Raw genomic sequence first — 25,555 nt, forward strand, 5'->3', positions numbered from 1 at the left:
GGCCGCGTCGGCGGCGCCCGGTCCGCGGGCGGCCCCGACGAGCGCGGGAGCGTCCGGCCGGGTCGTGCCCGGCGGGGCCGCGAGCCGCCTCAGGCCTGGTCGTCGGCGCCCAGGCCGCCCTGGCCGCCCTCCTGCTCGGCGAGGTAGGCGAGCCCGACCCGCCGCTCGGCCTCGAGGACCGTGTCGACCGCCCCGACCACGGCCGACTCGATCTTGCGGCCGAGCAGCGGGATCGAGCAGGTGACGTCCCCCCGGTAGTCGAGCGCGGTCGCACCGCCGGCGATCGGACGCAGCGCCTGTGTGCCGTTGACGCGCGCGGGCACGCCGGAGACGTTGAGTCCGAACTCCGCCGTCCGGCCGCCGTCCGCGCCGGGCGCCGACCACTGCTCCTCGATGCGGACGACGAAGCTGTCGCCGACGAGACCGCGGTAGGTCGCCGGGATGATCGTCGTCGGGATCGTGGCCTCGACGTCGAGCAGGAACGAGCCGTCGTCGGACTCCGTGATCGACGCAGTGTGGCGGGTGGCTCCTGCCGCCCGCACGCGGCGGTCGGTGAAGTCGCGGTCGGCGAGCATCCGGGCGACCTCCGTGGGGGAGGCCGGGAACTCGACGGTGTGGTCGAAGCGCATGCGTGCTCCATCTCTTGCAGGGTCTGGTGCCAGCGTAGGCGCAGCGGGTTCGCGGCGCGGTTCGCGGTCGGGCGCGTGGCTTCCGGGCGGCGGATACCCGGTCCGGTGCGCCTGCCGCGCCCCGTACGCTGTGCGTGTGCCGACGCTGTCCAACATCCTCACCGACTCATACCCGGGCTCCTCGGGGGACGTGGAGTGGTTGCACCAGCTCGTGGGGGACTGGCAGGTCATCGCCGACCTCATGTTCGCGGACCTCCTGCTGTGGGTGCCCGACGGCGAGGGGGGCTTCGCGGTGGCGGCCCACTGCCGTCCGCAGACCGGGGCGACGGTGCACTACGACGACGCCGTCCGGTCCAGGCCCGACCGGCAGCTGGCGGACCTCATCGGTCACGCGATGGCCGACGGCGGCACGCACACCCGCGAGGTCGTCCGCGACGACGGCCACCAGGTGCGCACCGTGCTCCAGCCCGTGCTGCACGAGGGGAAGAACGTCGCCGTGCTCGGCCGGGAGCAGGTGGTCTCGCCCGCGATGATGCGTTCGCGCATCGAGGTCGCCTACATGGAGCTCGGCGACGCGCTCGCGGCGATGGTCTCGCGGGGCGAGTTTCCGCAGACCGGCGCACCCACCGGCGACCGGCACGGGACGCCGCGCGTGGGTGACGGCGTCATCCGACTCGACGTCGAGGGGCGGGTGACGTTCGCCAGCCCCAACGGGCTGAGCAACCTCCACCGGCTCGGGCTTATCGGTGACCTCAACGGGGAGGTCCTCGCCGAGGTGCTCACCGACCATCTCGAGGAGGCCGGCGCGATCGAGGAGACGCTCGCCGTCGTCGTCATGGGGCGGGCCGCCTGGCGCACCGAGGTGGAGGCGGGTCGCGTCATCCTCTCGCTGCGTGCGATCCCCCTGACCGACCGCGGCGAGAGGCGCGGCGCGCTCCTGCTGTGCCGCGACGTCTCGGAGATGCGCCGCCGGGAGCAGCAGCTGCTGACGAAGGACGCGACCATCCGGGAGATCCACCACCGGGTGAAGAACAACCTGCAGACCGTCTCCGCGCTGCTTCGCCTCCAGGCCCGGCGCAGTGGCAACGAGGAGACCCGCCAGGCGCTCGGGCAGGCCGAGCGGCGCGTGACGACGATCGCGCTCGTGCACGACACGCTCGCCCAGGGGCTCGACGAGGTGGTCGACTTCGACGAGGTCTTCGGCCGCGTGTTCGCCCTGGCCGCCGACGTCGCGGTGCCTGACGCGCACGTCACCACGCGGATGGACGGGCAGTTCGGCCTCGTACCGGCGGACGTGGCCACGGCACTGGCCGTGGTGCTCACCGAGCTCATCACCAACGCGGTCGAGCACGGGCTGTCCGGCCGGCCCGGGAGCGTCGTGGTGCGGGTGGAGCACCACGAGGAGTCTCTCGAGATCTACGTGACGGACGACGGCGTCGGGCTGGCCGAGGGCAAGGTCCTCACCGGTCTGGGCACACAGATCGTCAAGACCCTCGTGGCCGGGGAGCTCGGCGGCGCCATCGAGTGGCGGGGCGGCACCGACGGCGGGACCGAGGTCCATCTCCGGGTCCGGGTGGGACGCCCGCGGTCACTGGGCTCCGCCCGGACGGACCGGCTGGGCCGGCCGCTGCGCTGAGCGGGTCCGTGGCCCGTGCCGGACGGCGTGGGACGCGCGGGCCGAGACGGCTCCCGCCTGACGGTGTCGAGGCGGGCGGGCGGGCGGTGCGGCGCGGGTCGTGACTACCGGATGCGGACGGGACTGCCGACGCGGGGGGTGGGTCAGCCGGCGCGGCGGGCGCGGGCGGTGCGGCGCTTGAGTGCGCGGCGCTCGTCCTCGGAGAGGCCGCCCCAGACGCCGGAGTCCTGGTTGTTCTCCATCGCCCACTTCAGGCAGGTGTCCATCACCGAGCACGATGTGCAGACGGCCTTCGCCGCGTCGATCTGGACGACGGCCGGGCCCGTGTTCCCTATCGGGAAGAAGAGCTCCGGGTCCTCGGTCAGACACGCTGCTCGGTGACGCCAGTCCACTTGTTCCTCCAAGCACGCACGGCTGCCCGTACCGGTTGTCGGGGTTTTCGTCGTGCGATGTAGTCGCTGCGAGCACCAACAATCCCACGGGCACCATCCGGTCACAAGGCTCGTCCTCGACCGTTGCTCAGGTGAGCGGCGTGGGTTTGCTCACAGCATGATCGTCGTCTCGTCCCTGTCGGGTGACCCCTCGGGCGTGCCGTGGTACGCGCCGTGCAGGACCTAGGGTGGCGCCGTGCCGACCCCGCAGACCCCACCGAGCGTCCCGCTGTCCGTCCGCATCCTGCAGGCGGTGTGCGTGGTCCAGGCGGTGGCGCTGCTCGTGGTGGCGGGTGGCCTCGCCGCCGATCTCCTCTCGGGCGAGGCGGTGGTGCGGGCCACGGTCGTGATGCTCGTGGTCGTCTACGCCGTGCTGGCGGCCCTCCTCCTGCTCGGTGCCCGGGCCGCCGGCCGCGGGCGGGCCGCGGTGCGAGGGGCGCTCATCACCTGGTGGCTGCTCGCGGGCGTCTCGGCGGTGACGATCGACCTCGCGCTCGGTCTCGCCCTCGCTGCCGCGGCCACCTGCGTCGTGGGCCTGGTGGCGATGTTCTGGCCGGACACGCGACGTTTCATGCGGTACAGGCGCGGTCGGTAGCCCGCCGGACGTCCGCGCCCGTCTCGTCGTCCCGGGCACCCGCACTGCCCTCCACGTGCCGGCCTCTGGCGTCGCCCTCGCGCACGATCTGGACGGGCAGGGACCGGCCGGACCGGACGAGCGCCGCCCGCCCGGGGACCGTCGCGGCCAGCGGGTCCGCGCCGGCCCCGAGGCCGCCGGGGACGAGCCGGCCCGAGATCGGCAGGTCGGGACGCAGCACGACCATCGGGCCCGTGATCCAGGTCGTCAGCGGCGCCCGATGGGCGGAGAGCACGGACATGGTGGCCGCCGCTGCGAGGACCCGGGCGCCGCGGGTGGGGAGCTCGACCACGTGGTCGAGCGCCTGAGGTCCGAGCCGGTCGACGTCGTCGGCCACGACGACCCGGCCCGGATCGCCGGACGGGTCAGCCGCTCCGGCGCGCACGACCTCCGCCCCGGCGGCCGCGAGCCTGGCCGCGAGGGCCGCGAGCGTGGCCGTCCGCCCTGACCCCGGCGGGCCCACGACCAGCAGCACGCCGCCCGCAGCGAGCGGCACCGTGACCGGGTCGGCAGTGTCGCCCCCGACGCCGAGGGCCACCTCGGTGCCGGCGCGCTCGCCCGCGGTCGCGGGCAGCTCGGGCGCCTCACGCGGCAGGGGACGCAATGTGGGCGACCGCTCGGTGGGGACGGTGGGCGCCACGGCGGGTGGGACGGGTTCGGCGTCGACGACCTGGACGACCCGCTGTCCCGACGGGCGCACGAGCACGGCCCGCCCGGGGACGGCGGTGCCGACGGACATCGACCGGTCGACGCCCGCGAGCGTGGCCTCCGTCGCGTCGCGCGGACTGAGCACGAGCCGGCTGCGCCCGACCTCGGCCCAGCGCGCCGACGCGCTCGCGGGCGACCCGGCGAGCGCCACGTGGTGGCCCCGGGAGAGCACCCCGCGCAGCGCGGTGGGCAGCGCCGCGAGCGACTGGCCCGGCCCCAGCGCGGCGTCGAGGCGGTCGAGGAGCAGCTCGACGTCGTCGATCAGCAGCATCTGCCCCGGCGCTGCCGCTGCGCCGCCGAGGACCTCGAGCAGGCGCAGGACCAGACGCGGGTCGTCGGGCGGGGCGAGCGTCCCGGTCGCGGCGCCGGATCCCACCGCGTCGTGGCCGCCGACGACGTGCACGGTCCGGCCGTCCCGCGCGGCCGCGGCCCCCAGCGCGCGCAGGGCCGTGGTCCGACCGGTGCCGGGCCCGCCGAGCACGAGCAGCGCCGACCCGTCCCAGCACCACGGCTCCAGCGCGAGCCTGCCCGGCTCGTCGACGAGCGCCACGGCGGTCGACGGGAGCGGCACACCGGTCGCCGGATTGATCCCGCCGGCAGCGACGGCCACGGGGAGCTCGGGGGCCCACGGCACGGCGGGCGCCGCCGTGCCCTCCGCGGCCGCCCGCACCGCGGCCACGGCGTCGGCCGGCAGCCCCGAGCCCGTCGGCCCGAGCCAGGCGACCTGCACCTCGCGCGCCGCATCGGTCCGCAGCACCGCCCGGCCCGGCACCGCGGGCAGCTCGGCGGCCCGCGCCGTGCCGACGACGTCGCGCGAGTCGGCGGCCTCGAGCACCCGCAGGCAGAGCCGCACCGTGATGTTCGCCCGCACGTCCGGCCCCACGATCCCCGACGGCCGTTGCGTGGCGAGCACGAGGTGCAGCCCGAGCGAGCGCCCCTGGGCGGCCAGGCGGACGAGGTCGGCGAGCAGCTGCGGGTGGTCGTCCGCCAGGGCCCGGAACTCGTCGACGACGACGAGCAGGCGCGGCAGCGACCCACCGCGCGCGTACAGCTCGCCGAGGTCCTTGGCCCCGGCGTCCGCGAGCACCCGTTCGCGCCTGCGCAGCTCGGCGCCGAGGGAGGTGAGCGCCCGCACCGTGGCGGCGGGGTCGAGGTCCGTGAGCACGGCGGACACGTGGGGCAGCGGGGCGAGCGGCGCGAACGCGGAGCCGCCCTTGTAGTCGACGAGCACCATCGCGAGGTCCGTCGGCGAGCAGGTGGCCGCGAGCGCGACGAGCCAGGAGGTCAGCGCCTCGGACTTGCCGGCGCCCGTGGCTCCGGCGAGAAGGGCGTGGGGCCCCTCGGCGACGAGGTCCACCTCGACCGGGCCTTCCGTACCCCGCCCGACCGGGACCCGCAGGCCGTGCCCGGCCGACCAGCGCCGACGCACCGCAACCGGGGTCAGGGGGCCGAGGAGGTCGGTGAGGTGCACCGAGGAGGGCAGGGACTCGCCCTCGCCCCCGGCGACCTCGAGGGCACGGGCATGCCGGCCCGCCCACGTGGGCGACACCCCGTCGTGCGGGCCCGTCACCACGATCCTCGTGCACCACGCCGGCGGCCGGTCACCTGCGACGGCGAGGACGAGGTGCCGGCGCCCGGCAGCGGCCTCGGGCGCCCGCGCGTCGGGCCCGGCCGCCACGACCGAGACGTGCCAGGGCTGCCCGCGCGGACCGGGCTGCGCCGCAGCGTCGGACCCCGAGGTCCCCGTGCCCGAGGGGGCCCGGCGCGCGGATGGGAGCGCCCACCCCGCCGGGACGGACGCCGTCGCCGTCGGCTCGTGCGTGAGCACCTGGGCGAGCAGCCAACGGGCAGCTCGGGCGCCGCCCGGTCCGGTGAGCCCGACGACGTCGCCGGGGGACAGCCTGAGGTCCCCGGTGCTCCGGGAGCCGCCCCCGCTCCTGCGCCGGGAGGCACCGCCGCGCCGCGCCTCCCCGCGGCGTCGGGGCTCTCCTCCGGGCAGGTGGCGCCGACCGCCCCGGAGGGCGCGGCCGCGGCGGTGCGGCCCGGACCTGAACCGCAGGACGAGGACGTCGGCGGGTCCGCCGACCGGGCGCAAGCCGGCAGCGGCGAGCAGGAGCACCTCGGAGGCAGCCGGTCGGGGCGGGACGCGGGAGGCCGGGTCCCGCTCGGCGAGCAGCCAGATGCCGACGGCCAGGACCGGGACGCCCAGGATGGCGAACCGCCACGGCCCGGCCGACGAGCCGAGCAGCAGCGGCACCATGACCAGCGGGGCGAGCAGCATGGGGGCGAGCCGGGCGACGGCACGCAGCCCGCGCCGTCCACCGGGCGGCAGCACGACGGGCCGGGGCGCGGCCAGGCTGCCGGCTCCGCCGGTCACCCGCACGGATCCGGCCCCGGCGAGGAGGGTCGTCCCGAGCGCCACCGGCTCCCAGCGCGGTCCGAGGAGGCGCCCACGCCGGCCGGGCACGGTGCCGGCCCTACGTGTGCCGTGCCTGGACCCCGGGTCGCGCGCCTCGACCCGGCCGGAGCGGGCACGCAGCTCGAGGTGGTCCCGCGAGAGCAACGGGTCCTCGAGGTCGACCCGGCCGGGACCTCGCCCGACGCTCACGACCCGTCGGCCCACCGCGAGCACCCGCCCCGCCCCGGGACCGTCGTCGACCAGCGCGAGCTGGTCCGCGGCGAGCACGTCGGACAGGTCCTCGGCGTCGGGCGAGGAGTCGAGCTCGTGGGCGGCCATGCACCCACCGTGCCGGGCGCGGCGGACGGCCGAGGAGACGCCTGTGGACAGGAGTGTGCGGGCGCGCAGGTCACAGGCTCGCGTGACCGGGGATGTCGTCCGGCGTGCCCGCCTGCCGCCGCCTCGGCTACTCGGCGCCGAGAGCCGCCACCGGCGAGACCCGCAGCGCGCTGCGGGCCGGCACCACGGACGCCAGGACGCCCGCGACGAGGGCGACGACGAGCGTGAGGCCGAGCCCGCCCCACGGGACCGCGAGCGCCGTCATCTCGGTGGCCGCGAGCAGACACGTGATACCGATCCACCCCACAGCGAGCCCGAAGGCTGCGCCCACGACCGTCCCGACCACGGTGAGGAGCACGCCCTCGACGGCCAGGGCACCTCGGACCTGGCGCCCGGACATTCCGACCGCCCGCAGCGTGGCGAGCTCCCGGCGCCGTTCGACGACGGACAGCGAGAGGGTGTTCGCCACGCCCACGAGCGCGATGACGATCGATACCGCGAGGAGGCCCACGACGACGACGAGGATCCGGTCGATTGCCTGGTCGTACACGAGCCGCTCGGCCCCGGCTCCCTCGACGGCGACCGACGTCCCTGCGGTCGCCGCCGCGTTCGCGGCCTCACGCACGTCGGAGACGACCTCCTCGGCGTCGGCCGAGTCGTCGATCCGCGCCCACACGTCGGTGGGCCCCGAGGAGGGGTAGAAGGACCGGACGGCGTCCTCGGTGAGCAGCGGCGAGTCGCCGTGGTCCGCGACGATCACGGACATCTCCCGCTGCGTGGACTCGTCGACCTGCCACGTCTCCGGGTCCGGCACGCCGACCGCCACCGTGTCGCCGTCCGCGACGCCGAGCGCGCGAGCCGTGTCCCGCGGTAGCACGATCGTCTCGTCCGTCAGGCCCTCCGGGTAGCCGTCCCGCAGGACGTCCCCGGCGTCGGCCGGCAGCCCGTAGGCGATCGAGCCGATACCGGACCCGTCGCTGTCCGCCGAGATCGACCGCGCCTCGACCATGAGGTCCGCGGAGGTCACCCGCACGGATGCGGACAGACCGGGGACCGACCCGACGGCCGAGGCCACCGGCTCCTCGAGCGCGACCGACCCGTCCGGTCCGTAGGTGGGGTCGTGGACGGCGAGGTCGACGGGGAACCGCGAGGCGAGCTCGACGGCGAGCGAGGCGCGGACCGACTCGGTCCCCGTCGTCACTCCGGTCACGAGGCCGATGCCGATGACCAGGGCCATCGTCGTCGCCGACGTCCGTCGCGGGTTGCGCGTGGCGTTCGCGGTGGCGAGCCGCACGGTGGCGCGGGCCGGGCGCGGGGAGAGTGCGGCGAGCCCCGCACCGAGACCGCGCGCGACGAGCGGGACCACGAACACCAGCCCCACGAGCAGGCCGAGGCCGAGCAGGGCGGCGCCGAGGACGAGCAAGGCGACCATGAGGAGCACGGTGGACTCGGCGGGTGTCCCGGTGCCGAGGTCGGCGGCGACGAGCAGAGCGCCGGCCATCGCGGCCACCCCCGCTGCGGCAAGGGCGATCGCACAGGCCCGACGCGCGGGCGAACCGCGCAGGAGGGTCGGCGCACGCGCGGGCCGCATGGCCTCGACCGGCGCGACGGCGCTCGCCCGCCGCGCCGGGGGCAGCGCCGCGAGCACGGTGACGAGCGTGCCGGCGGCGACGGGGAGCGCGATCGTCGTCGGGCTGGGCCCGACCGTGCCGGCGAGCGGGATGCCCAGGTCCCGGCCCGAGCTCTCCCACAGCCCGAGCGCGAGCACCATGACCCCGAAGCCCAGGGCCGTGCCGACGGCGCTCGCCACCACGCCGAGAGCGGCCGCCTCGGCGAGCACGGAGGACCACACCTGGCGGCGCGTCGCGCCGACCGCACGCAGCATTGCCAGGGTCCGGGCGCGCTGGGCCACGAGCACCTGGAAGGTGTTGGCGATGACGAGTCCCGCGACGACCAGCGCCAGGCCCGCGAAGAGGATCGTCGTCACGGTGATGACGTCCCGGAACCCGAAGGTGTCCTGCAGGCGGGCGTCGACGTACTCGTCGGCCGTGAGGGTGGCGGCGGAGCCCGGTGCCGCAGCGAAGTCCTCGGCGGCGGCGAGCACGCGCGACGCGACGTCGTCCGCGTCGGCCCCGGGCTGAGCCGTCAGCCCGACGCCGTACACCCCGTCTCCCATGTCCTGGTCGAGGAGGTCGAACGCGACTGCCTGCGGCACGTAGACGGTGGTGGTGGGGATGCCGAGCACGGGGCTCGGGTCCTCGGCGATCCCGACCACCGTCATCTCTCTCGCGTCGGTCTCCACCGGCTCGCCGTCCTCGTCGAACGCCTGCCCGACCACCCCGACCGTGTCCCCGATGCGGGCACCGGCCCACAGGCTCGCCTCCTCGCTGAGCACCACCTCGTCGTCGCCGGCCGGCCACGTCCCGTCGACGAGCTCGGCGGGCGGCTCGGCCCCGGGCTCCGGGGCGGCGGCGAGCTGGAGCGCGGTGGTGGAGTCCCCGGTGCCGACGCCGACCCACGTCGAGAACGTCGGGGTGGCCTGCGCGACCCCGTCGACCCCTTCCAGCGTCGAGATGTCCTCGGCGGTCGCGTCGGTGCCGGTGAGGACGATGTCGGACCCGGCCAGGGCCGCTCGCAGGACGCCGCGTGCGCCGTCGTCGATCGCCCGGCCCGTGAGCAGCGCGAGCGTGAGGAAGCACGCCGCGAGGACGATCGCCACACCGGCGGCGACGAGCCGGCCCACGGAGTGCCGTGCCTGCCCGGCGGCGAGGCGAAGCATCAGGCCACCTCGTTCTCGGGACGCAGGGCGTCGAGCCCGGCGAGCACGGAGGACGGCGTGGGGTGGTCGATGTCGCCACGCACCAGGCCGTCGGCGATGAGCACGACGCGATCGGCGTGCGCGGCGGCCGCCGGGTCGTGGGTGACCATGACGACGGTGCGGCCGAGCTCGCGCACCGAGGTGCGCAGGAGGGCGAGCACCTCGCTGCCGGTGCGCAGGTCGAGGTTCCCGGTCGGCTCGTCGGCGAGGACGACCTCCGGGCGCGTGACGAGTGCCCGCGCGATCGCGACCCGCTGCTGCTGCCCGCCGGACAGCTCCGCCGGCCGGTGCGTGAGCCGGCCGCCGAGCCCGAGCACGTCGATCAGCTGCTCGAACCACTGCGCGTCCACCGTCCGCCCGGCGAGCTCGAGGGGCAGGAGGATGTTCTGCCGCGCCGTGTACATCGGCAGCAGGTTGAAGGCCTGGAAGACGAAGCCCATCCGGTCGCGGCGCAGCAGCGTGAGCTCGGCGTCCTTCAGCGCCGTGAGCTCGGTGTCCCCGAGGTGGATGGTGCCCGAGGTGGCGGAGTCCAGGCCGGCGAGCAGATGGAGGAGCGTGGACTTGCCCGAGCCGGACGGGCCCATGACGGCGGTGAACGTGCCCCCCGCGACGTCGAGGTCGACCCCGGCGAGGGCGGTGACTGCCGCGTCCCCGCGGCCGTGCACCTTGCGCAGGCCGCGGGCGCGGAGCACGGCCCCCGGGGCGGAGGAGCCGGTGGCGCCGGCGGGAGTGGTCGCGATCGTCATGACAGTCCTTCTTCGTCCGGCGTCGGGCCTGGTCCCGATGCTGCCCCGAACCTACGAACGCCGGCGCCGCGTCGCGTCGGCCCGACGTCGGGACCTGCCGTCATCCCGTGGTCGTACGACCGGTGGACGGCGTACGACCGCCCTGTCCCTCCCTGCCGGGCCGGACGAGCCCGGTCTCGTACGCGAGCACCACGGCCTGCACGCGGTCGCGGACGGTGAGCTTGGCGAGGATGCGGCCCACGTGGGTCTTCACGGTCGCCTCGGCGACGAACAGCTCGCCGGCGATCTCCGTGTTCGACCGGCCGTGCGCCATGAGGACGAGCACCTCCCGCTCGCGCTCGGTGAGCGCGTCCATCACGGCGGGCCGGGCGAGGTCCTCGGGTGGCAGGAGATCGGCGACGGTCTCGATGAGGCGCCGGGTCGAGGACGGGGCGATGACGGCGTCGCCCGCGTGGACCGTGCGGATGGCGGCGAGCATGTCCTCGGGCGGTGCGTCCTTGAGCAGGAAGCCCGAGGCCCCGGCGCGGATCGCCTGCAGCACGTACTCGTCGAGGTCGAAGGTCGTGAGGATGACGACCTTCGGCGCGGGCTCGCCGTCCGCGGCGCGCTCGGTGACCTCCCGCGTGGCCGCGAGCCCGTCGAGGTTCGGCATGCGCACGTCCATGAGCACGACGTCCGCCGCCACGCCACCGAGCATCCGCAGTGCCTGCGCGCCGTCGCCCGCCTCGCCGACGACCGTCATGTCCGGCTGCGAGCCGATGACGAGCGCGAACCCGGCCCGGACGAGCTGCTGGTCGTCGACGAGGGCCACCCGGATCGGGTCGGTCGGGTCTGCGGGCTCGGTCACGTCGGTGTCCTCTCGGTGGCTCGACGTCGATCCTGCCCGACGTGGGGTCCCGCGCCGGCGTGCACCGGCACCTCGAGGCGCACGCGATAACCGCCGGCCGGCGCCGGGCCGGCGAGCAACGTCCCGCCGAGCACCGCGGTGCGCTCGCGCATGCCCACCAGGCCCTGCCCCTGACCGTCGCCGCGGGCCGCCGCGCCCCGCCCGTCGTCGTCGATCTGCAGGGTCAGGCCGGCCGGTGACCACTTCACGAGCACGGTGACGGCGGCGGCGGGGCCGGCGTGCTTGAGCGCGTTCGTCAGCGCCTCCTGCGCGATCCGGTAGACCATGAGGCCCGCACCGGCGGGCAGTGGGCGGGACTCGCCCAGGCGCACGACCGAGACCCCGAGGCCCGAGCCGCGCACCTGCTCGACGAGCCGGTCGAGGTCCTCGTCGACCGGCTGCGGTACGAGCGCGGCGCCGGCGTCGTCGCCGCGCAGCACGCCGAGGATCCGCCGGATGTCCCCCAGCGCTCCTCGTCCCACCTCGCCGATCGTGGCGAGGGCCCGCTCCGCGGCCTGAGGGTCCTGCGCCGCCGCGTAGCGGCCGCCGTCGGCCTGCGCGATGACGACCGAGAGGGTGTGGGCGACGACGTCGTGGAGCTCGCGTGCGATGCGGGTGCGCTCGTCGGTGACGGCGAGCCGGGCGCCGCGCTCGCGGTCGATCTCGGCGAGCCGCTCGATCTGCGCAGAGCGTGCCCGGTCCTGGATGGCCGTGCGGCGCAGGAGACCGACGCCCCACGCGCCGGCGGCGGCGCCGCCCGTGGCGAGGACGACGGCGAACATGTCGGGTCCCGACCAGTAGCCGGGTGCCCCGAGCGCAGCGGCGAGCACGACAGCTCCCAGCAGGGCGCCGCCGAGCGCCACCCGGTGGCCGACGACGCTCCCATGGGCGGTCACCGAGTACAGGGCCACGAGCACGAGGACGTCGACGGGCAGGACCGGCACGCCGAGGAGCACCACGTGCGCCAGCGCGCCCAGGTACACGGCGACCGCCGAGGTCTCGGGCGACGAGCGGCGCCACGCCAGCGCCGCGCAGATCCCGGCGACGACGATCACGACGAGCGCACCCACGCCCGAGGACCAGAGCCCCGGGGCCCACCCGCCGCCGAGGCTCGCGACCGACAGCGGCCCGAGGGTGAGGCCCGCCAGGACCGCGACCAGCACGTCGCCCCGGCTGGGTCCCGCGCGCGGCGCGACGGGCCGGGTCCGGTCGGGGTCGGCGGGCGTCATGCGCACACCCTAGGGAGGCGGGCACCGGCCGGCGTCAGACCGCCGGGGGACACCCCGGTGCGACCGAGGAACGACGCCGCCTGTGCCACGGGGCCACCACCGGCAGCACCACGCCGCCCGTGCCGCGCGGTCACCAGCGGCAGCCGGTGCCGCTCGGCCGCGGGCGCCCCTACGCGACCGGCTCGACCAGCTCCGCGGAGTTGTTCCGCGGGGTGTTGACGGCGCGGGAGACCGCGTACCAGGTGAGCGCGGGCGTGCCCGTGGCGAGGATCGCGAGCGCCTCGGCGGGGTCCGTGACGGTCGGGTCGAGCCAGAGGTCGATGTCGGAGGGCTCGAGGATCACGGGCACGCGGTCGTGGAGCTCGCGCATGTCACCCTCGGCGGCGGCCGTGAGGATCGTCGTGGTGCACAGCCAGTCGGCGTCGGGCTCGTCCTTCGGGCGCCACCACGAGAACATGCCGGCGAAGGCGATCGGAGCGCCGTCGGACCGGGTGATGAAGTGGGGCGTCTTCGGGCCCGTCCCGCTTGCGGGCGCCCGCCACTCGTAGTAGCCGTCGGCGAGGACCAGGCAACGGTTCGTCCGCAGCGGTGCCTTGAACGAGGCCTTCTCCGCGACCGTCTCGCTGCGGGCGTTGATCATCTTGCTGCCGACCGTCGGGTCCTTCGCCCAGTGGGGGACGAGACCCCAGCGCGCGACCTCCATGCTCCGTCTGGGGCCGGTCGCCTCGCCGGAACCCTCGCGGCCGACGATCCGGCCCTCGGCGTCGACGAGGCGCTCGACGACGATGAGCACGTCCTGCGTGGGCGCGACGTTCCAGGACGGCCGCAGGTCCGCCACCCCGTCGGCGACGGCGTGGACGTCGAAGACGTCGGCCAGGTCCTGCGCCTGCCGAAAGCTCGCGTAGCGACCGCACATGGGCCCAGCCTGCCACGGCGGTCCGACGCCGCGACGGGCCCGCCGGCCATCCGCGAGGCACCCGCCGAGCACCCGGCGGGCCCCCGCCGGTGACGAGTGAGCACGGTTCGGCCCGTGTCGGCGGCCTGCGCAAGGATGGCCACATGAGCGACACCGAGACGGGCGACACCGAGACGGCTCCGGCACGCCCCGAGGACCGCCAGCGCTGGACCGAGCTCGCCGAGCAGGTCGACGCCGCGCGGTGGGCGTACTACATGCGCGATGCACCCACGCTGTCCGACGCCGAGTACGACGCCGCCTACCGCGAGCTCGAGGCGCTCGAGGAGGCGCACCCCGACCTGCGCTCTCCCGACTCGCCGACCCAGTCCGTCGGCGGCACGTACTCCACGGACTTCGCCGCCGTCGACCACGCCGAGCGGCTGTACTCCCTCGAGGACGTCTTCTCCCTCGAGGAGCTCGCCGAGTGGTTCGCCCGCATCGGGGCCGAGGTGAGCGACGCGACCGGGGCCGCGGCCGACGAGGCGCCCGACGTGCCCGTCACGTGCGAGGTCAAGGTCGACGGCCTGGCAGTCAACCTCACCTACGAGGCCGGGCGGCTCACCCGGGCCGCCACCCGCGGCGACGGCGTGACCGGGGAGGACGTCACGCTCAACGTGCGCACCCTCGACTCCGTCCCGCACGTGCTCGACGGCGGACCGCACCCGGTGAGCATGGAGGTCCGCGGCGAGGTGTTCTTCCCCGTCAAGGAGTTCGCCGAGCTCAACGCCGCTCTCGTCGAGGCGGGCAGGGCGCCGTTCGCCAACCCGCGCAACTCCGCCGCCGGGTCGCTCCGGCAGAAGGATCCCCGAGTGACCGCCTCGCGCCCGCTGGCGTTCCTCGCCCACGGTGTGGGCGCCGTCGTGCCGGGGGAGGACTTCGAGGTGCCGACCACGCAGCACGGCTTCTACGAGCTCCTCGCCTCGTGGGGACTGCCGGTCTCGGACCTCACCAGGCTGCTGTCCGGACGGACGGCCGTCGAGGCATTCATCGCCGAGCGCGGCGCCGCCCGGCACGAGGGCAGCCACGAGATCGACGGCGTCGTCGTCAAGGTCGACGACCGCGCGCTGCAGCGGCGGCTCGGCCACACCTCCCGGGTGCCGCGCTGGGCGGTCGCCTACAAGTTCCCGCCGGAGGAGGTCAACACCACGCTCCTCGACATCCGGGTCAACGTCGGCCGCACGGGCCGCGTGACCCCGTACGCCGTGATGGAGCCCGTCCTCGTGGCCGGGTCGACCGTCTCGATGGCCACGCTGCACAACGCCTCCGAGGTCGCCCGCAAGGGCGTGCTCATCGGGGACACCGTCGTGCTGCGCAAGGCGGGCGACGTCATCCCCGAGGTGGTCGCGCCCGTCGTCGACCTGCGGGACGGCTCCGAGACGGAGTTCGTCATGCCCACCGAGTGCCCGAGCTGCGGGACCACCCTGGCGCCGGCCAAGGAGGCCGACGTCGACCTGCGCTGCCCCAACGCACGCTCCTGCCCGGCCCAGCTCACCGAGCGCGTCGAGCACGTCGGCTCCCGCGGCGCGTTCGACATCGAGGCGCTCGGCTACGAGACCGCGCTCGCGCTGACGAACCCGGACGCCACGCGCGACCCGGACGGGCCGGACGGGCCGACCGGGGGGCGGGAGCCGGCGCTAGCGGCCGTCGCCGCCGGGCACGCCCTGGTCACCGAGGACGGCGAGATCACCGACGTCGACGACGTGCCGGCGCCCCAGGAGCCGGTCCTCCCCGACGAGTCCGGCCTGTTCGACCTCACGGCCGAGGACCTGCGCGAGGTGTTCGCCTACCGGCCCGAGCTCGCGCGCGACGAGGCCTCCGGCTCGTCGGCGTTCGTGCCGACCGGCCGCTGGGTGCACCGCCGCGTGTTCTGGACCCAGCGCACCGTGAAGCGGTTCAAGACCAAGGACGACGAGGTGGTGCCCCCGCGGCCCACCGGCACCACCGACAAGCTCATCGCCGGGCTCGAGGAGGCGAAGGACAAGGACCTGTGGCGGGTGATCGTCGCCCTGTCGATCCGGCACGTGGGCCCGACCGCCGCGCGGGCGCTCGCCACGGAGATGGGCTCGCTCGAGGCGATCTTCTCCGCCCCGGTCGAGCGGCTCGCCGAGGTCGACGGGGTGGGGCCGACGATCGCGGCGTCCGTGCTCGCCTGGTACCACGGCAGCCCGGGTGTCACGGCGGACGGAGGGGGCGACGGCGAGGACGAGGCGATCGACGACGCGGGAGCGCAGCCCGTCGTCGACGGCGACGACGTGGCGGAGACCGAGGTCGACGCCGTGGACGCCGACGACGTGGCCTGGCACCGCGAGATCGTCGAGCGCTGGGCCGCTGCCGGCGTGCGGACCGAGCAGGAGGCCTCGGCGGACACCCCGCGTACGCTCGAGGGCGTCACCGTGGTCGTCACCGGTTCCCTCGAGGGGTTCACCCGCGACTCGGCGAAGGAGGCGATCCTCGCGCGCGGCGGCAAGGCGTCCGGGTCGGTGTCGAAGAAGACGCACGTCGTCGTGGCCGGGGAGAACGCCGGCTCGAAGGAGACGAAGGCGCGGGACCTGGGCGTGCCCGTGCTCGACGAGGCGGGCTTCGTCAGGCTGCTCGAGCAGGGCCTCGACGCGGCCGTCCCCGCGCCCTGACCACGTCGTCGAGCGTGCGGTTCCCGGTCGCCGAGAGTGCGGTTGGCCCACCTCGAGGGTGCGGTTGATGGTCGCCGAGAGTGCGGTTGAGCAAGCCCGCCTGCACCGTGAGCGGGCCCGCCCGTCGTCCCCGTCGCCAGTGTCCCGGTGTCAGATCGTTGCGCCGGTCTCACCGCCGCCGCGCACTCGTGCGGCGCCCCTTCGCCGTCGCGCGCTCGGGAGGCATCAGGCCGAGCACCGGTTCGAGGGGCACGAACTCCTCGCTCCCGCCAGCCGACCTGATCGCCGCGCTGAGCCGGGCGATGACGTCGATCGGGTGGGCAGCCGTCGCGGCCTCGAGCCGGGTCACCGCATGCCCCGCAGCAACGAGCGCCTGCTCACGCGCCTCCTGGTCCGCACGGACCGCGCGGATCTCCTCGGCCGTTCCGACGTACTTCACGTGTCCGTCGAACTCGATCACGAGCCACCGCGGCTGGCCGTCGTCGAGAGTGCCGATGCGGATCGCCAGATCGGGATAGCAGGTCCGGTCGTGGCACCTGATCTCGACCTGGGCGACGACGTCGCGGCGCCCCCAGGTGAGGACGATCCAGCGGGTCACCGACTCCCACGCGGACTCGGCCCACGGCATGGTCCACTGCAGGATGTCCAGTGCACGGCGCCTGCCGCGCGCACCACGGGGGAGCCGGCCGAGCGCGAGAAGCAGCTCGTGACGTTCGCGTCCGGCCCGCCGTTCTCCGGGTGCTCGATCGCGCCGGTCGGGCGCGGACACGCGGGCAAGGTGGTGGTCGGCCACGACGAGCGCTGCCACCGGGCGGGTGAACCTGGCGTGGTCGAGAACCGTGCGTCGCGGGGTCGTCACGGGGACGTGGTGCGCGGTGGTGACGTCCGCGGGGTCGAGGACGAACCGGTGCCGCTCGACGTCGTCGGCGGACTCGGTCGCGGCGCCGGGCCCGACGACGAGCTGCACCTTGTGAGGGATGTCGAGCGTACGGAGGCCGAGCAGGATCGCGGCCGAGGACAGACAGAACGTGTGCGGCGTCTTCAGGCGGTCATGAACGGCGTAGATGCGGGCCCGGTGCTCGAGCCTTGCGCGATCCGCTCCCTCGACCGTGGTCGGAAGCCCGACGACGGAGCCCCGCCGTAGGCGGGACGGCACCATTGGCTCCGACTGTCGTGAGTGGCCACCGCCGTCGCTGCCGGTCGAGGACTGTCCGTCGGACGTCCGCCAGGGCCATGCGGGCACACGTGACAGCATCTCGGGAACGGGTGGTGGGCTCGGCTGCGGAGACGCGGTCGTCATGGAGTGATCGTGGCGCCCCGGAAGGACGGTGGCTCGGCAGGACCTGCGGGCTGTGGATGCCGGTGTCCGGACAGTGCCTGTGGAGCGGCCCGCATTCTCGACGACCGTGAACCGCACACTCGACGACCAGCAACCGCACACTCGACGACCGTGAACCGCACTCTCGGCGACCGTGAACCGCACACTCGACGAACGTGGGAGCTAGAGGAGCGGCCCCAGGGGGCGGACAAGGCGCTCGAGCGGCCGGCGCCACCACCCCCGCGCCCGCCACTCCTCGAGCGTCAGCTGCATGGAGTTCGTCAGGTCCGTGTCGAAGACCCGGGCCATGTGCTCGGCGAGCCCGTCGTCGTGCACCTCGAGATTGACCTCGAAGTTGCCCTGCAGGGACATCCGGTCGATGTTCGCGGTGCCGATCGTCGTCCACCGCCCGTCCACGGACATCGTCTTGGAGTGCACCATCGCGTCCTTGAACAGCCACAGCTCCACGCCGGCCTGGAGCAGGTCGTCGTAGTAGGGGCGCGAGACCCAGTCGGCGAGGACGTGGTTGGTGCGGTGGGGGATGATCACCCGTACGCGGACGCCCCGGGCGGCGGCCGAGGTGAGCGCGCGCAGGATCTCCCGGTCGGGGATGAAGTACGCCATCGTGATGTCGACGGTGTCCACGGCCCGGTCGAGCGCGTCGAGGTACATGCCGCGCACGGGGAAGAGCATGCGGTGGGGCGTGTTCGAGCGGGCCTCGATCTGCGCGAGCCACTCGCGGGCACCCGGGTCGGGCAGCTCGGGCAGCCTGCGCGTGCGGTGGTCGTTCCAGAAGTCCACAAAGGCGTTGGCCAGCTCCCACACCGCCGGCCCGGTCACGCGCAGGTGCGTGTCGCGCCAGGTGGTCGCGTAGAGGTCGCCGATGTTGTACCCGCCGACGTAGCCGGTTGTCTCGTCGACGACGAGGAGCTTGCGGTGGTCGCGCCCGGTCTGGCGCATGTTCCCGATGAGCAGGCCCGGCCGGATGAGCGGGAACCGCCGCACGTGCAGGTGGGGAAGGTCCGCGAACCGGTAGAAATGCAGGCCCTGGTTGAGGTTGCCCCACGAGTCGAAGACGACATAGGTGTCGACCCCGCGCCGGGCCGCCGCCTCGAGGGCCTCCTTGAAGCGCCGTCCCGTGTCGTCGCGCTTCCAGATGAACGTCTCGAAGTAGACGGACCGCGTGGCGCCCTCGATGGCCGCGAGCATGTCCTCGTAGAGGTCCTGGCCGTAGGTGAAGACCTTCATCTGCGAGCCGTGCACGTCGAGGTCGACCGGCTCGGTGGCCGGGAACTCGCCGGACAGCGGCTCGCGGAGCTTGCGCAGGTGGTCGACCGCCATGATCCCGCCGGCGGCCGTCAGCTGGGCGGCGGCGGTGACGGCGGCGACGCGCACGCCCGTGCGGAGCAGCGTGTCGAACGTCCTGCGGGGCATGGGCGCCAGCCTAGGCGCACCGCTGATGGAACTAGACTTCCACGCATGCCCTCCTTCGACTCCGCCGAGGTCGCGCGCGTCGCGGCGCTCGCCCGCATCGAGCTGACCCCGGACGAGATCGAGCGTCTCGCCGGGGAGCTCGAGGTGATCACCCAGGCCGTCGAGCGCGTCTCGGAGATCGCCACGCCCGACGTGCCGCCGACCTCGCACCCGCTGCCGCTCGTCAACGTCTTCCGGGACGACGAGCCCGCCGACGGGCTCGACCTCGCCGAGGTGCTCGCGGCCGCGCCGGCCGCCGAGGACGACCAGTTCCTCGTCCCGCAGATCCTGGGGGAGGAGGCGTGAGCGACCTGACCCGCATGAGCGCCGCCGACCAGGCGGCCGCCCTGGCCGCCGGCGAGGTGAGCTCCGTCGAGCTCACGGAGGCGCACCTGGCGCGCACCTCCGCCGTCGACGCCGACGTCCACGCCTACCTCGACGTCAGCGCCGACGCCGCGCTCGGCACCGCGCGTGACGTCGACGCGCGCCGCGCGGCCGGCGAGGAGCTGTCCCCCCTCGCGGGCGTGCCGATCGCGGTGAAGGACAACATCGTCACGCGCGGGCAGGCGACCACGGCCGGCTCCCGGATCCTCCAGGGCTGGCTGCCGCCCTACGACGCGACCGTCGTCACGCGACTGCGCGCCGCCGGGATGCCGATCCTCGGCAAGACCAACCTCGACGAGTTCGCCATGGGCTCCTCCACCGAGCACTCCGCGTTCGGGCCGACCCGCAACCCGTGGGACCTCACCCGCATCCCGGGCGGCTCCGGCGGCGGCTCGGCGGCCGCCGTGTCCTCGTTCCAGGCGCCGCTCGCGCTCGGCTCGGACACGGGCGGCTCGATCCGCCAGCCCGCCGCGGTCACCGGCAGCGTCGGCGTCAAGCCCACCTACGGCGGCGTCTCGCGCTACGGGGCGATCGCCCTGGCCTCCTCGCTCGACCAGATCGGACCGGTCTCCCGCACCGTCGTCGACGCGGCGCTGCTGCACGAGGTCGTCGGCGGGCACGACCCGCTGGACGCCACCTCGCTCACCGACCCGGCGACCGGGCTCGTCGAGGCCGCCCGCACGGGGACGCTGCAGGGCCTGCGCGTCGGCGTCGTGGCCGAGCTCGGCGGAGACGGCTACCAGGCGGGCGTGCGCGCCTCCTTCGACGGGGCGCTCGACGTGCTCCGCGCGGGCGGGGCCGAGATCGTCGAGGTCTCCGCACCGTCCTTCGAGCAGGCGCTCGCGGCCTACTACCTCATCCTCCCCGCGGAGGCCTCCTCCAACCTCGCCCGCTACGACGGCATGCGGTTCGGCCTGCGGGTCGAGCCGTCCGAGGGGCCGGCGACCGCGGAGCGCGTCATGGCCGCCACCCGCGGGGCCGGGTTCGGCGACGAGGTCAAGCGGCGCATCATCCTCGGCACGCACGCGCTGTCCGCCGGGTTCCACGACGCGTACTACCGCGCCGCCCAGCAGGTGCGCACGGTGGTGCAGCGGGACTTCGCCGCGGCCTTCGCGCAGGCGGACGTCCTCGTCTCCCCGACGGCGCCGACCACGGCGTTCCCGATCGGCGAGAAGATCGACGACCCGCTGGCGATGTACCTCAACGACATCGCCACGATCCCCGCCAACCTCGCCGGGGTCCCTGCGATGTCGCTGCCGTCGGGCCTGTCCGACGACGGCCTGCCCGTCGGGCTGCAGATCATCGCCCCCGCGCGGCAGGACGCGCTGCTCTACCGCGTGGGCGGCGCGCTCGAGCGGGCACTGGACGAGACGTGGGGCGGTCCGCTGCTGGACCGGGCCCCGGAGCTGACGGAGGCGCAGCGATGACCGACACCCTCATGGACTACGACGAGGCCGTGCGCCGGTTCGACCCGGTCATCGGCCTGGAGGTCCACGTCGAGCTCGGCACCCGGACCAAGATGTTCGACGGTGCGCTCAACGAGTTCGGCGGCGCGCCCAACACGCACGTCACGCCCGTCTCGCTCGGCCTGCCCGGCGCGCTGCCCGCCGTCAACGGCACAGCGGTCCGGCACGCCGTGACCATCGGGCTGGCGCTGGGCTGCGAGATCGCCGAGTCCTGCCGGTTCGCCCGGAAGAACTACTTCTATCCGGACCTCGCGAAGAACTTCCAGACCTCCCAGTCGGACGAGCCGATCGCCTACGACGGCGAGCTCGCCGTCGAGCTGGCGGACGGCACCGAGGTGACCGTCCCCATCGAGCGGGCGCACATGGAGGAGGACGCCGGGAAGAACACGCACGTGGGCGGGTCGACCGGGAGGATCCAGGGCGCCGAGTACTCGCTCGTGGACTACAACCGGGCCGGCGTGCCGCTGGTGGAGATCGTCTCGCGCCCGATCGTCGGCACGGGAGCGCGCGCGCCCGAGGTCGCCCGCGCCTACGTGCAGTCCCTGCGGGACATCTTCCGGGCGCTCGGCGTGTCCGAGGCACGCATGGAGCGCGGCAACGTGCGCGCGGACGTCAACGTCTCCCTCCGGGAGAGCCCCGAGGCGCCGCTCGGCACGCGTACCGAGACGAAGAACGTCAACTCGTTCCGATCGATCGAGCGGGCCGTGCGCTACGAGATCCAGCGGCAGGCCGCGCTGCTCGCGGCCGGTGGCAGCATCACGCAGGAGACGCGCCACTGGCACGAGGACACCGGCACCACCTCGGCCGGCCGCGTGAAGTCCGACGCCGAGGACTACCGGTACTTCCCCGAGCCCGACCTCGTGCCGGTCGCGCCCTCGCGCGAGTGGGTCGAGGAGCTGCGGGCCGCCCTGCCCGAGCTGCCGGCGCTGCGTCGACGTCGGCTCATCGGCGAGTGGGGCTTCAGCGAGCCGGAGATGCGCGACGCCGTCAACGCCGGCGCGCTCGACCTCATCGAGGCCACGGTGTCCGCCGGCGCGTCGCCCGCCTCCGCCCGGAAGTGGTGGATGGGCGAGCTCGCCCGCACGGCCAACTCCCGCGGCGTCGAGCTCGACGCGGTCGGCGTGAGCCCGGAGCAGGTCGCCGAGCTCCAGGGCCTCGTCGACTCCGGACGGGTCAACGACAAGCTCGCCCGCCAGGCCCTCGAGGGCGTGCTCGCGGGCGAGGGCGGCCCGACCGAGGTCGTCGAGGCGCGCGGGCTCGCCGTCGTCTCGGACGACGGTCCGTTGCTCGCCGTCATCGACGAGACCCTGGCCGCGCAGCCCGACATCGCCGAGAAGATCCGCTCGGGCAACCTGGGCCCGATCGGCGCGGTCATCGGCGCCGTCATGAAGGCCACCAGGGGCCAGGCGGACGCCGCCCGGGTCAAGGAGCTCGTCCTCGAACGCGTCCGGACCTGACGGACCGTCGCGATCCCTTACAGTTTCGTCCACATCACGACCACGGAGGTCCCTATGGCAGTGCCCAGCCCGTCCTACACCACGACCCTGCGGGTGCTCGTCGGCACCTCGCCGCGCGCGACGGCCGAGGTGGTGAGCGCCGTGGTCGACGCCGGCGGCTCCGTCATGGGCGTCGACGTCGTCCACTCCGGGGCCGAGGGGCTCACGGTGGACATCACGGCGGACACGATCGACGGCGAGCACCTCGAGCGGGTGCGCGACGCCATCGAGGCGGTCGAGGGCGCGAGCGTCTCGAAGGTCTCGGACTCCACGTTCCTCCTCCACCTCGGCGGCAAGATCGAGGTGACCTCGAAGGTCCAGCTGCGCACCCGGCGCGACCTCTCCCGCGCCTACACGCCCGGCGTCGCCCGCGTGTGCAAGGCGATCGCCGCGAACAAGGAGGACGCGCGCAGGCTGACGATCAAGCGGAACACGGTCGCGGTCGTTACCGACGGCACCGCCGTGCTCGGCCTGGGTGACATCGGCCCCGAGGCGTCGATGCCCGTGATGGAGGGCAAGGCCGCGCTGTTCAAGGAGTTCGGCAACGTCGACGCGTGGCCGGTCGCGCTCGACACGAAGGACACCGAGGAGATCATCTCCATCGTCAAGGCCATCGCCCCGGCCTACGGCGGCATCAACCTCGAGGACATCTCGGCGCCGCGCTGCTTCGAGATCGAGGCGCGTCTGCGCGACGAGCTCGACATCCCGGTGTTCCACGACGACCAGCACGGCACCGCCGTGGTCGTCCTCGCCGCCCTCATCAACGCGCTGCGCGTGGTGGACAAGAAGCTCGAGGACGTGAAGATCGCGGTCTCCGGCGTCGGGGCCGCCGGGCACGCGATCATCCAGCTGCTCATCGCCCAGGGGGCCCGCAACATCGTCGCGTTCGGCCGCAACGGTGCTCTGCACTCGGGACACCCGGAGTCCGACCCCCACCGCCAGTGGGTCGCGGACAACACCAACGCCGAGGGCTTCTCCGGCTCCCTCAAGGAGGGCCTCGCCGGCATGGACGTCTTCGTCGGCGTCTCGTCGGCGGACATCCTGAACGGCGACGACGTCGCGACGATGGCCGACGACGCGATCGTCTTCGCGCTCGCGAACCCGGACCCGGAGGTCGACCCGGCGGAGGCGTCGCGCACGGCCGCTGTCGTCGCTACCGGGCGGAGCGACTACCCGAACCAGATCAACAACGTGCTCGCCTTCCCCGGGCTGTTCCGGGGGCTGCTCGACGCCGGGGCGCGGCACATCGACTCCGAGATGCTGCGTGTCGCGGCCGTCGCGATCGCCTCGGTGGTGAGCGAGGACGAGCTCAACCCGTCCTTCATCATCCCCGGCGTGTTCGATCCGCGCGTCGGTGAGGCGGTGGCCGAGGCCGTCCAGGGCTACGCGTCCCAGCAGCTGGCCAAGGCGGCGGGCAAGGCACCGACCGCGAAGACCGAGGCGACGCCGCGCGCCCCGTGGGCAGAGGTCGTCTGATCGCGGCCTGACACCGTGCGGCCGCCACGAGCAGCCCGGCCGCCCCGCACGAACGAAGGACCCGCCCCGGAGGGCGGGTCCTTCGTTCGTGCGGGGCGTGCCCGTACGGGCCTGTCGTCCGTGCGTGCCGGCCGTCTGTGCTGGACGGTCGTCAGCGCAGCCAGCCGTTGCCGACGATGCCACCCCACCACTTGCCGATGCCGAGCGTGTCGCCGGAGAGCGTGAGCGCCGGGATGACGACGAGGAAGCCCTCGAGGACGTGGCTGTCGAGGATGGGGTTCGAGGCGGCGTCGACCGCGAACGGGGGCTGGGCCAGGTACATGAAGAGCAGCAGCAGCGCTCCGGAGACCGCGGCGATCTTCAGGCCGGCCCCGCTGACGAGCGCGACGCCGATGCCGAGCAGACCGGCCATGAACAGGATGTCGCCGAAGGGGTTGGCGAACAGCTCGAAGAAGCCGCCGAGCGGACCGTTGACGGCCACGCCGTTGATGTAGCCCTGGGCCGGCGTGCCGCCGTTGATCCACGAGTTCGCCGACTCGGTAGCGAAGCCGAGACCGAACGTCTTGTCGAGGAACGCCCAGAGGAAGTACAGGCCGATCCCGATGCGGGAGAGCCCGAGGAAGACGCGGGCGGACGAGCTCTTGATGATGTCGTCCTGGTAGATGGTGGCGGACCGCGTGCCGGCGGTGGTGGTGGCCATGGCGAGCTCCTTGTGTCGGATCAGCGGGTGGGCCGCTGCTTGGTCGGTACAGGTAGATCGTGCCCTGCCGGAACGCCACTCTCGTGGGCTAAAGGTCCCAATCGGAGAGATCGTTCGGGAGGTCATCCCTGCGGACCGCTCGGGAGCCGTGTCCCGGCCGCAGACGTGGTGCGAGGACGCGTCCCGGCCTCGGACGCAGGTGGCGTGAGCACCTGTCCCGGCCGCGCCCGGGCGGCGCACTCACATAGCGTCCGGCGCACGGATGGTCGCGGAGTCGGCCCGGCACGCGAGACATGCCGACCTGAAGCACAAGATGCTCGACGAGCAGGGCCGCGACCAACGTGGCGAAGCGACCGCAGCGCCGGCAGCCAACGGCAGTGAACCGTTGGAATCTCGGGCGAAACCAGACCTGTGACCGAGCGCACGGCCCGCTGGCTTGCCGATCGCGAGCCGCCCGGCCTAATCTCTACGAGGCCTGAACGGGAGAGACGGACACCAGCTGGTGGCCGGTCCCGAAGGCCACACCGACAACTACCGGCCCATGGCCAGTGCGCGTCGGTGCCATCATGAAGAACGGCACGTCACGAGCTCGTCGAGAGCAGGTTGACAGCCGGGAAACAGATGGTTAAGGTATTCAAGTTGCCCTGATGCTGTGGGCCTGGGTGTTTCTGGGTCTGGGTGTTGTGGGTGGGTTGTTTGAGAACTCAACAGTGCGTGATTGTTTTTGATGCCATGTGTGTGGGGGTGTCGATGCGTCGTGGCCGGCTCGTTGTGGGTTGGTTGGGTGTGTTGGTGTCCTCGCATGTTTTTGTTTGTTTTTTTGGCTCTGCCAGCTTGTTTTTCCTGGGTTGGTGGGGTTGGTTGGGATCGCCTGGCTCCTTGTTGGGGGTTGGGTTGGTCTTCGTATGGATAGTCGCTCGCGCTGGCCTTGGGGTTGGTGTGGGTGCGAAACTTTTACGGAGAGTTTGATCCTGGCTCAGGACGAACGCTGGCGGCGTGCTTAACACATGCAAGTCGAACGGTGAAGCTCAGCTTGCTGGGTGGATCAGTGGCGAACGGGTGAGTAACACGTGAGTAACCTGCCCTTCACTTCGGGATAACCTCGGGAAACCGGGGCTAATACTGGATATGACATCTGCTCGCATGAGTGGGTGTGGAAAGATTTATCGGTGGAGGATGGGCTCGCGGCCTATCAGCTTGTTG

The 25,555-nt window shown here is 73.8% G+C and carries 18 protein-coding genes and 1 rRNA gene; 8 read left to right on the top strand and 11 right to left on the bottom strand.

Going from position 1 to position 25,555, the window contains the following annotated elements; translation table 11 throughout:
* Window positions 1-89: 89 nt before the first annotated feature.
* Window positions 90-629: a DUF2505 domain-containing protein gene (locus ACPYO4_RS15005; protein ID WP_425710060.1), complete on the bottom strand. Its 540-nt coding sequence runs from the start codon at window positions 627-629 to the stop codon at window positions 90-92.
* Window positions 630-765: 136 nt separating this feature from the next.
* Between ACPYO4_RS15005 and ACPYO4_RS15010 the strand changes: the two genes are divergently transcribed.
* Window positions 766-2,265 carry a sensor histidine kinase gene (locus ACPYO4_RS15010; RefSeq protein WP_425710061.1) on the top strand — a complete coding sequence of 500 codons (1,500 nt, stop codon included), beginning with the start codon at window positions 766-768 and terminating at the stop codon, window positions 2,263-2,265.
* A 143-nt stretch (window positions 2,266-2,408) separates the two neighbouring features.
* Here the strand turns inward: ACPYO4_RS15010 and ACPYO4_RS15015 are convergent, their stop codons facing one another.
* Window positions 2,409-2,657: a WhiB family transcriptional regulator gene (locus ACPYO4_RS15015; RefSeq protein ID WP_425710062.1), complete on the bottom strand. Its 249-nt coding sequence runs from the start codon at window positions 2,655-2,657 to the stop codon at window positions 2,409-2,411.
* A 235-nt stretch (window positions 2,658-2,892) separates the two neighbouring features.
* On the opposite strand from ACPYO4_RS15015, the gene ACPYO4_RS15020 reads away from it, so the two are divergent.
* Complete coding sequence (locus ACPYO4_RS15020) at window positions 2,893-3,291, top strand: hypothetical protein (RefSeq protein WP_425710063.1); 399 nt, start codon at window positions 2,893-2,895, stop codon at window positions 3,289-3,291.
* Here the strand turns inward: ACPYO4_RS15020 and ACPYO4_RS15025 are convergent.
* The 6 genes from ACPYO4_RS15025 to ACPYO4_RS15050 all read right to left on the bottom strand — a co-directional run bounded on the left by ACPYO4_RS15025 (window position 3,266) and on the right by ACPYO4_RS15050 (window position 13,370).
* The gene (locus tag ACPYO4_RS15025; RefSeq protein ID WP_425710064.1) at window positions 3,266-6,775 is read right to left on the bottom strand and encodes an FtsK/SpoIIIE domain-containing protein; all 3,510 of its coding nucleotides are present in this window, start codon (window positions 6,773-6,775) and stop codon (window positions 3,266-3,268) included. The two genes, ACPYO4_RS15020 and ACPYO4_RS15025, sit on opposite strands and share 26 nt — an antisense overlap.
* A 127-nt stretch (window positions 6,776-6,902) precedes the next feature.
* Window positions 6,903-9,554, bottom strand: coding sequence for an ABC transporter permease (locus tag ACPYO4_RS15030; protein WP_425710065.1), 2,652 nt, complete (start codon window positions 9,552-9,554; stop codon window positions 6,903-6,905).
* Window positions 9,554-10,339: an ABC transporter ATP-binding protein gene (locus ACPYO4_RS15035; RefSeq protein WP_425710066.1), complete on the bottom strand. Its 786-nt coding sequence runs from the start codon at window positions 10,337-10,339 to the stop codon at window positions 9,554-9,556. The genes ACPYO4_RS15030 and ACPYO4_RS15035 overlap by 1 nt, the downstream gene beginning before the upstream one ends.
* A gap of 100 nt (window positions 10,340-10,439) precedes the next feature.
* Window positions 10,440-11,186 (bottom strand): response regulator, encoded by a 747-nt coding sequence (locus tag ACPYO4_RS15040; protein ID WP_425710067.1) that lies wholly within the window; start codon window positions 11,184-11,186, stop codon window positions 10,440-10,442.
* On the bottom strand, window positions 11,183-12,454 hold the full coding sequence (locus ACPYO4_RS15045) for a sensor histidine kinase (protein ID WP_425710068.1): 1,272 nt from the start codon (window positions 12,452-12,454) through the stop codon (window positions 11,183-11,185). The genes ACPYO4_RS15040 and ACPYO4_RS15045 overlap by 4 nt, the downstream gene beginning before the upstream one ends.
* A gap of 169 nt (window positions 12,455-12,623) precedes the next feature.
* Complete coding sequence (locus ACPYO4_RS15050; RefSeq protein ID WP_425710069.1) at window positions 12,624-13,370, bottom strand: SOS response-associated peptidase; 747 nt, start codon at window positions 13,368-13,370, stop codon at window positions 12,624-12,626.
* Between the two features lie 143 nt (window positions 13,371-13,513).
* Here ACPYO4_RS15050 and ligA point away from each other — a divergent pair, with 143 nt between their 5' ends.
* Window positions 13,514-16,039, top strand: coding sequence for an NAD-dependent DNA ligase LigA (ligA, locus tag ACPYO4_RS15055; RefSeq protein WP_425710070.1), 2,526 nt, complete (start codon window positions 13,514-13,516; stop codon window positions 16,037-16,039).
* A gap of 169 nt (window positions 16,040-16,208) precedes the next feature.
* On the opposite strand, the gene ACPYO4_RS15060 is transcribed toward ligA, so the two are convergent.
* Complete coding sequence (locus ACPYO4_RS15060; RefSeq protein WP_425710071.1) at window positions 16,209-17,198, bottom strand: hypothetical protein; 990 nt, start codon at window positions 17,196-17,198, stop codon at window positions 16,209-16,211.
* Window positions 17,199-17,540: 342 nt separating this feature from the next.
* Window positions 17,541-18,791, bottom strand: coding sequence for a phospholipase D-like domain-containing protein (locus ACPYO4_RS15065; protein WP_425710072.1), 1,251 nt, complete (start codon window positions 18,789-18,791; stop codon window positions 17,541-17,543).
* 45 nt (window positions 18,792-18,836) lie between these two features.
* On the opposite strand from ACPYO4_RS15065, the gene gatC reads away from it, so the two are divergent.
* Genes gatC through ACPYO4_RS15085 form a run of 4 tightly spaced genes read left to right on the top strand, consistent with a single transcriptional unit; the run spans window position 18,837 to window position 23,652 of the window.
* The gene (gatC, locus tag ACPYO4_RS15070; protein ID WP_425710073.1) at window positions 18,837-19,136 is read left to right on the top strand and encodes an Asp-tRNA(Asn)/Glu-tRNA(Gln) amidotransferase subunit GatC; all 300 of its coding nucleotides are present in this window, start codon (window positions 18,837-18,839) and stop codon (window positions 19,134-19,136) included.
* Window positions 19,133-20,641 (top strand): Asp-tRNA(Asn)/Glu-tRNA(Gln) amidotransferase subunit GatA, encoded by a 1,509-nt coding sequence (gene gatA / locus ACPYO4_RS15075; protein WP_425710074.1) that lies wholly within the window; start codon window positions 19,133-19,135, stop codon window positions 20,639-20,641. Before gatC ends, gatA begins: the two co-directional genes overlap by 4 nt.
* Window positions 20,638-22,137 carry an Asp-tRNA(Asn)/Glu-tRNA(Gln) amidotransferase subunit GatB gene (gatB, locus tag ACPYO4_RS15080; protein ID WP_425710075.1) on the top strand — a complete coding sequence of 500 codons (1,500 nt, stop codon included), beginning with the start codon at window positions 20,638-20,640 and terminating at the stop codon, window positions 22,135-22,137. Before gatA ends, gatB begins: the two co-directional genes overlap by 4 nt.
* A gap of 54 nt (window positions 22,138-22,191) precedes the next feature.
* Window positions 22,192-23,652 carry an NAD-dependent malic enzyme gene (locus tag ACPYO4_RS15085; RefSeq protein ID WP_425710076.1) on the top strand — a complete coding sequence of 487 codons (1,461 nt, stop codon included), beginning with the start codon at window positions 22,192-22,194 and terminating at the stop codon, window positions 23,650-23,652.
* A gap of 151 nt (window positions 23,653-23,803) precedes the next feature.
* Here ACPYO4_RS15085 and ACPYO4_RS15090 read toward each other — a convergent pair whose 3' ends face one another.
* Window positions 23,804-24,352, bottom strand: coding sequence for a DoxX family protein (locus tag ACPYO4_RS15090; RefSeq protein ID WP_425710077.1), 549 nt, complete (start codon window positions 24,350-24,352; stop codon window positions 23,804-23,806).
* A gap of 953 nt (window positions 24,353-25,305) precedes the next feature.
* On the opposite strand from ACPYO4_RS15090, the gene ACPYO4_RS15095 reads away from it, so the two are divergent.
* Window positions 25,306-25,555: ribosomal RNA gene (locus ACPYO4_RS15095) — 16S ribosomal RNA — on the top strand; the annotation flags it as partial.

Origin of the sequence: Georgenia sp. Z1491, from assembly GCF_049856175.1 — a bacterium.
Taxonomy (GTDB): domain Bacteria; phylum Actinomycetota; class Actinomycetes; order Actinomycetales; family Actinomycetaceae; genus JB111.

What these genes read in the sequence shown, in the direction of transcription:
- ACPYO4_RS15005 (WP_425710060.1), bottom strand. Translation starts at nt 629, where the DNA reads ATGCGCTTCGACCACACCGTCGAGTTCCCGGCCTCCCCCACGGAGGTC.
- ACPYO4_RS15025 (WP_425710064.1), bottom strand. Translation starts at nt 6,775, where the DNA reads ATGGCCGCCCACGAGCTCGACTCCTCGCCCGACGCCGAGGACCTGTCC.
- ACPYO4_RS15030 (WP_425710065.1), bottom strand. Translation starts at nt 9,554, where the DNA reads ATGCTTCGCCTCGCCGCCGGGCAGGCACGGCACTCCGTGGGCCGGCTC.
- ACPYO4_RS15035 (WP_425710066.1), bottom strand. Translation starts at nt 10,339, where the DNA reads ATGACGATCGCGACCACTCCCGCCGGCGCCACCGGCTCCTCCGCCCCG.
- ACPYO4_RS15045 (WP_425710068.1), bottom strand. Translation starts at nt 12,454, where the DNA reads ATGACGCCCGCCGACCCCGACCGGACCCGGCCCGTCGCGCCGCGCGCG.
- ACPYO4_RS15050 (WP_425710069.1), bottom strand. Translation starts at nt 13,370, where the DNA reads ATGTGCGGTCGCTACGCGAGCTTTCGGCAGGCGCAGGACCTGGCCGAC.
- ligA (WP_425710070.1), top strand. Translation starts at nt 13,514, where the DNA reads ATGAGCGACACCGAGACGGGCGACACCGAGACGGCTCCGGCACGCCCC.
- ACPYO4_RS15060 (WP_425710071.1), bottom strand. Translation starts at nt 17,198, where the DNA reads ATGGTGCCGTCCCGCCTACGGCGGGGCTCCGTCGTCGGGCTTCCGACC.
- ACPYO4_RS15065 (WP_425710072.1), bottom strand. Translation starts at nt 18,791, where the DNA reads ATGCCCCGCAGGACGTTCGACACGCTGCTCCGCACGGGCGTGCGCGTC.
- gatC (WP_425710073.1), top strand. Translation starts at nt 18,837, where the DNA reads ATGCCCTCCTTCGACTCCGCCGAGGTCGCGCGCGTCGCGGCGCTCGCC.
- gatB (WP_425710075.1), top strand. Translation starts at nt 20,638, where the DNA reads ATGACCGACACCCTCATGGACTACGACGAGGCCGTGCGCCGGTTCGAC.
- ACPYO4_RS15085 (WP_425710076.1), top strand. Translation starts at nt 22,192, where the DNA reads ATGGCAGTGCCCAGCCCGTCCTACACCACGACCCTGCGGGTGCTCGTC.
- ACPYO4_RS15090 (WP_425710077.1), bottom strand. Translation starts at nt 24,352, where the DNA reads ATGGCCACCACCACCGCCGGCACGCGGTCCGCCACCATCTACCAGGAC.